The 5862-nt window shown below is 62.6% G+C and carries 4 protein-coding genes; 3 read left to right on the top strand and 1 reads right to left on the bottom strand.

Going from position 1 to position 5862, the window contains the following annotated elements:
- Positions 1-93: 93 nt before the first annotated feature.
- The 3 genes from CHU93_RS00710 to CHU93_RS00700 are packed head-to-tail and all read left to right on the top strand — an operon-like array spanning position 94 to position 4484.
- Positions 94-900 carry a hypothetical protein gene (locus CHU93_RS00710; protein WP_243375029.1) on the top strand — a complete coding sequence of 269 codons (807 nt, stop codon included), beginning with the start codon at positions 94-96 and terminating at the stop codon, positions 898-900.
- Position 901: 1 nt separating this feature from the next.
- Complete coding sequence (locus CHU93_RS00705) at positions 902-1150, top strand: hypothetical protein (RefSeq protein ID WP_094472304.1); 249 nt, start codon at positions 902-904, stop codon at positions 1148-1150.
- A 37-nt stretch (positions 1151-1187) separates the two neighbouring features.
- Positions 1188-4484 (top strand): DUF499 domain-containing protein, encoded by a 3297-nt coding sequence (locus tag CHU93_RS00700; protein ID WP_094472303.1) that lies wholly within the window; start codon positions 1188-1190, stop codon positions 4482-4484.
- A gap of 69 nt (positions 4485-4553) precedes the next feature.
- Here CHU93_RS00700 and CHU93_RS17210 read toward each other — a convergent pair whose 3' ends face one another.
- Complete coding sequence (locus CHU93_RS17210; protein ID WP_133064256.1) at positions 4554-5756, bottom strand: hypothetical protein; 1203 nt, start codon at positions 5754-5756, stop codon at positions 4554-4556.
- Between the last annotated feature and the right edge of the window lie 106 nt (positions 5757-5862).

Below are 5862 nucleotides of genomic sequence, written 5' to 3'. Positions count from 1 at the left end.
CGCCCTGACAGGAAGGCTCATGAATAAGGCGGGCTAGACGCCGGGTATTCAGTCGTAAGTACCTGGCCGATGCGAACAGAGCTTGCGAACCGAATGAGGGGGCAGGAGAGTAACGCCCTCGCCAACTCGGTCGTCCTCGTTTGCCGCAAGAAGGAGACCTCGGCCGAGGTCATCCCCCGGGCCGAGTTCATCCGCGCCCTCAAGCGCGAACTGCCCCCGGCCATCGCCGAGCTTCAGGCCGCCAACATCGCTCCGGCCGACATGCCGCAATCGGCAATCGGCCCCGGCATGGGCGTCTTCTCGCGCTACAGGGCCGTGCTGGAGGCGGACGACAGCGCGATGACGGTCAAGACCGCGCTGCAGCTGATCAATGCCGAGCTCGACGAATATCTGGGCGGCATCCAGGGCGAGTTTGATGCCGATACCCGTTTTGCCATCAGCTGGTTCGAGCAAAACGGCATGGCCAAGGGCGATTATGGCGTGGCCGACAATCTGGCCCGCGCCCGCGGCATTTCGGTGGAGAACGTGAAGCACGCCGGCATCGTGGACAGCGCGGCCGGCAAGGTGCGCCTGCTGAAGCGCGACGAGCTCGATCCAGACTGGGCACCGGAGGAGGATGGCCATCTGACCATCTGGGAATGTCTGCAGCATCTGGTGCGCCTGCATGAGAAGGAGGGCCTGTCGCACGACAGCGCTGCCCTGCTGAAGCGGCTGGGCCCGCAGGCCGAAGCGGTGAAGGATCTGGCCTATTGCCTCTATGACATCGCCGCCAACAAGCGCCGCGAGGCCGCCGAGGCCACGCCCTACAACGCCCTGATCGCCGACTGGTCCGAGCTCAGCCAGATGGCCGCCACGGTGTCGCTGCAAGACCGCAACCGGCAGATGCGCATGGAGCTTTGAGATGGCCGCAGGTGACGAGTACCAGGTGAAGCAGAGCTGCTTTTGCTGCGGTGCCAGCTTTGCCTTTGGAATGAACGCCTATCATGGGCGGCACATCTCTCGTTATCGGATCACGGTTTGCGACACCTGCTACATGGCAAACTGGGATGGCTGGGCGCCCCATCTGGAACAGAAAATCGTCGCGCACGCCCAGGCAAAGGGCATTGAACTGCCCCACCGCAACAGCAAAGGCTGGCTGCCGCGAGACTGACGTCCGCTGCGGCTTGAATGAGTGACCAGGAGCAACAATGGCCAAATCCACCCGCCAATATGTGTTCGAGGGCATGGAGCTGTTGCCCGGAGCCCTGACCCCATTCGTCGAACGCCGGCTTGAGAACGCCCTGACCGGCCATTGGCAGGTTGCCGTGGCCGAACGGCTGGGCCTGCGGCCGAACAGCCAGGGCAATGTCGGCTGGGATCAGCAGGGCCTGCTGAAGGCAATGATCGTCTATTGGAACGAGGCCTTCCGTTCCGTGCTGGGCCATTCTGAACGATCCTATGTGGGCGAGTTGCTGGAGGTCCGCAACAAGCTCTCCCACAACGAGACATTCACCTATGACGATGCCGAACGCGCGCTGGACAGCATGCGGCGGCTGATGGAGGCGATCAGCGCTGGCGATGCGGCAACGGAACTGGGCCGCATGCGCGACACCATCCTGCGCACCAAATTCACCGAGCTGCAGCGCAACGAGGAGCGCCGCAAGACGTCGCGGCTGGACATCTCGGTAGAAGCCCAGGGCGGCCTGCTGCCCTGGCGCGAAGTGGTCGAGCCTCATCGCGATGTGGCCACCGGTGAGTTCCAGCAAGCCGAATTCGCCGCAGACCTTGCCAAGGTGCACAATGGCAGCGCGCCCACCGAATATCGCAACCCACGTGAATTCTTCGCCCGCACCTATCTGACAGAAGGCCTCAGCACCTTGCTGCTCGGGGCCGCCCGCCGGCTGGGTGGCGGTGGCGGCGACCCGGTGGTCGAGCTGCAGACCAATTTCGGCGGTGGCAAGACCCACTCGATGCTGGCGCTGTATCACATGGCAGGTGGCACGCCGGCGGATGATCTGCCCGGCCTTGACCAACTGCTGCGCGAGGCTGGGCTGAAGGTGCCGCAGTCGGTCAACCGGGCGGTTCTGGTGGGCACGTCGCGCGGGCCGCAGGATGTGTTGAGCGTGGAGGGCGGGTTGAAGATCCGCACCACATGGGGCGAACTGGCCTGGCAGCTGGGCAAGGCTGAAGGCTTTGCGATGGTGGCCGACAATGATGCCAATGGCATCGCGCCCGGTTCCAACCTGCTGGAGGCGCTGTTCAAACGCTTTGCGCCAGCGCTGATCCTGATCGACGAGTGGGTCGCCTATCTGCGGCAGATCTACAAGGTGGATGGGCTGCCGTCGGGGTCCTTCGATGCGAACCTTAGCTTTGTGCAGGCTCTTACCGAGGCGGTGAAGGCCTGCCCGGGCGTGCTGCTGGTGGCCTCGCTGCCGGCATCGCAGATTGAAGTGGGCGGCGAAGGTGGCCAGGAGGCGCTGGCGCGCCTGAAGCAGACCTTCAGCCGGGTGGAATCCTCGTGGCGGCCAGCCAGCCAGGAGGAGAGCTATGAGATCGTGCGGCGTCGGCTGTTCAAGGAAATCCCGGGCGACAAGTTCCACCATCGGGACAATACGCTGAAGCAGTTCGCCAAGCTGTACCGTGAGAACAGCAACGACTTCCCCAATGGCTGCTCGGACGAGGATTACCGGCGCAAGCTGGAGAAGGCCTATCCGATCCACCCGGAGCTGTTCGATCAGCTCTACACCAGCTGGGGCTCGCTCGAGAAATTCCAGCGCACCCGCGGCGTGCTGCGCCTTATGGCGCAGGTGATCCACGAGCTCTGGATGGGCAATGACCCGTCGGTCATGATCATGCCGGGCAGCGTGGCGATCAACTCGGCCCGGGTGGAGCCCGAGCTGCTGCATTATCTCGACACCAGTTGGCAATCGATCATCGCTGGCGATGTGGATGGCGTGACCTCCACCCCCTATAAGATCGATCAGTCGGCCCCGAACCTGAACCGATACTCGGCAACAAGGCGGGTGGCGCGCGCCGTGTTCATGGGTACTGCGCCGACCCACGGGCAAGAGAACAAGGGACTCGACGACAAGCAGATCAACCTGGGGGTGGTGCAGCCCGGCGAGCGGCCGGCGATCTTTGGTGATGCGCTGCGGCGGCTCGCGAACCAGGCCAAGTTCATGCACGGCGATCTTGGCCGATATTGGTATTCGATGTCAGCCAGCCTCAACCGTCTGGCCGCCGATCGCGGGGCGCAATTTGAGGAAGCGCTGGTCCTTCACGAGATCGACAAGGCGCTCGTCACCTACATCAACGGCCTCGCAGATCGTGGGCATTTTGATACGGTGCAAGCGGCACCGGGTGGTTCAGCCGACGTGCCGGACGAAGCAGGTGGCGTTCGAGCGGTGGTGCTGGGCATCAAGCATTCCCACAATGGCCGTGACCGTTCGGAAGCGCTGACGGAAGCCAAGGATATCCTGATGCAGCGGGGCAGCACGCCGCGCGTGTATCGCAACATGCTGGTGTTCCTTGCGGCTGAAGAGCGCCAGCTCGACAATCTGAAGGCGGCACAGCGCGCGGCGCTGGCTTGGGGTGAAATCGTTCGCGAGAAGAACCGGCTCAACCTGACGCAAAGCGACTTTGCCTTGGCGGAAGCTAAGCTCAAAGAAGCAGGCGAGACGCTCAAGACGCGACTCAAGGAGGCGTGGTGCTATCTGCTCTACCCGATCCAGGAGAGCGCACAGCAGGACGTGGAGTGGATGGCCGCGAAGGTGCCGGCGCAAGACGGTCTTCTGGCGCGCGCCAGCAAGAAGCTGGTGAGTGATCAGGGCATCTGGCCCGAGCTCGGTCCCGACAACCTCAACCGCCAGCTCGAGAAGTATATCTGGAACGGCAAACCGCACCTGCACCTCAAAGACCTGTGGGAATATCTGAACCGCTACACCTATCTTCCTCGCGTCAAGAACCGCGCCGTGCTGCAGAAGGCGGTCCACGCGGCAGTGGCCGGGATGTTGCCCGGGCCCTTTGCCTATGCCGAGCGGTGGGATGAGGCCAAAGAGACTTACGTTGGCCTCGCCGTGTCTGGCGCGACCGGCACCCAGGTGGTGATCGATGACGAAGCCATCATCATCAAGCCGGCCGTTGTCGAACAACATCTGCGCAAGTTAGCCGCAGCTGGGGCGCCGCCACCCGTTGGCACGCCAACCCCTGGTGGCGAGCCCGGCCCTGTGCCGAATCCGCCCGCCGGCATACCCGCGCCGCCGCCAGTTGAGCCGAAACCAACGCGTTTTCACGGAACGGTGATGATCTCGCCCGAGCGGCCAGCGCGTGACATTCATCAGATCGTCGAAGCGATCATCGAGCAGCTGACGACGCTGCCGGGCGCCGACGTCTCCATCAAGCTCGAGATCGACGCCGAGGTAGCTGTGGGGCTTGAGCGCGCGAAGGTTCGAACATTGATCGAGAACGCGACCACACTCGGCTTCATCGATAAGTTGGTGAGGTGAGCCTGGGCCGGAGAATGTCGCCTGTGGTGCGGGGCTTCTGCCGGACGCGCGTGAAGTCAGTTGCCGCATTTATGCGAATTCAAGATATCCAGGCGCCAGCGTGGACAGCTCATCCATGATGTCCTCGATCACCTTGGTGGCATGCACCAGATAGTCAGGATCGTACGGGGCGTAGATTGATGTTGTGGGATCAAGCGTTTGATGGCCGAGCTGCATCTCAATCTCGTGTGCCGGCACTTTCCGCTGCCGCATCAGCACAGCGACCGAACGACGGATGTCCTTTGTCCCGTGCGACGGCAGTGCCAAGGCGTCCATCATCGTCCGCCATGCTGACTTGACGCTCGCCACGCTGCCTCGCGCAGAAGACACAAAATGCCCCGTGGTTGCGTTCAGGCTCTCGACCAGCTGCTGGGGGCAGCGGATGATCGGGCGGTGCTTTTTGGTCTGCTGGCGACCCTTGGGATTCAGGTCGATGAGATTGTGTGACCGCAGCCATTGTTGTCGGCCCGGGTCAGTCGAGAAGTCGTGGACCGCGTCCGGACGGGCGCCGGTGGCGATCGAAAGGATAATGAACCGCCGAAGCGGATCGTAGCGAACGCCGCCTTCGATGCACCACCGCAACATGGCTGCAAGATCTGCGATGGAGGCGCGATAGGTAGGTGAGCGATTCAGCTTGGTGGTTTGAACTGGGCGAAAGGCCGGGGCGTTGCCCGTTGCGTACTTGATTACGGCCGCCAGCTGGATGACGCTGTTCTCGATCGTTGATGGACTCCGCTTGCGAGCATTCCCCAGCGTGCCGTCCTTCCGGGTGTTGGCAATGGGCACCGCCGCCATGGCCTTTCGAAACTGATCGATCCAATGTTCGTTGATGGCGCTGCAGGGAACAGATGGGTTTGCCATCCCTTCGATGTAATGAACCACATGCGCCAGTCGGGCCCGTATCGCCTCTTCAGACACACGATCTGGCGCGACCACCGTCAAATAGTCGGCGATTGCATCCAGGACGAGCTTGCCGTGGCTTTCCGGCAAGGGCTGACCACAGGAAGGGCAGATTGGCCGGCCACCGGTTTCTCTGAGGTAATATACGTCTAGCGCTTGCTGCGCGGCTGCGACATCCGCCGTGCCCGTTGAAGCGCTGACTGTGCGTCCGCGCCCTGGGTCATACCAGAAGATATAATAGTTAGGGCTGCGCGCGGTCCCGTCGCCCCGCCGGTCGAGGTCGAGCCAATACGGGCCGCGCTGGTAGATGCCTTGCGATTTTCTTCTCGACATTTGTTATGCTCCTGCAGGGCCTCGTTCCTGGCGCCCGAAACGAGGGCATGAATGTTCAGGTCGATCTGTCGCGCGACAATCAGGGTGAGAATGCGCGACAATCAAG

Source organism: Sandarakinorhabdus cyanobacteriorum (assembly GCF_002251755.1).
Classification (GTDB): Bacteria; Pseudomonadota; Alphaproteobacteria; order Sphingomonadales; family Sphingomonadaceae; genus Sandarakinorhabdus; species Sandarakinorhabdus cyanobacteriorum.
This window is presented reverse-complemented; position numbering and strand designations above follow the sequence as displayed.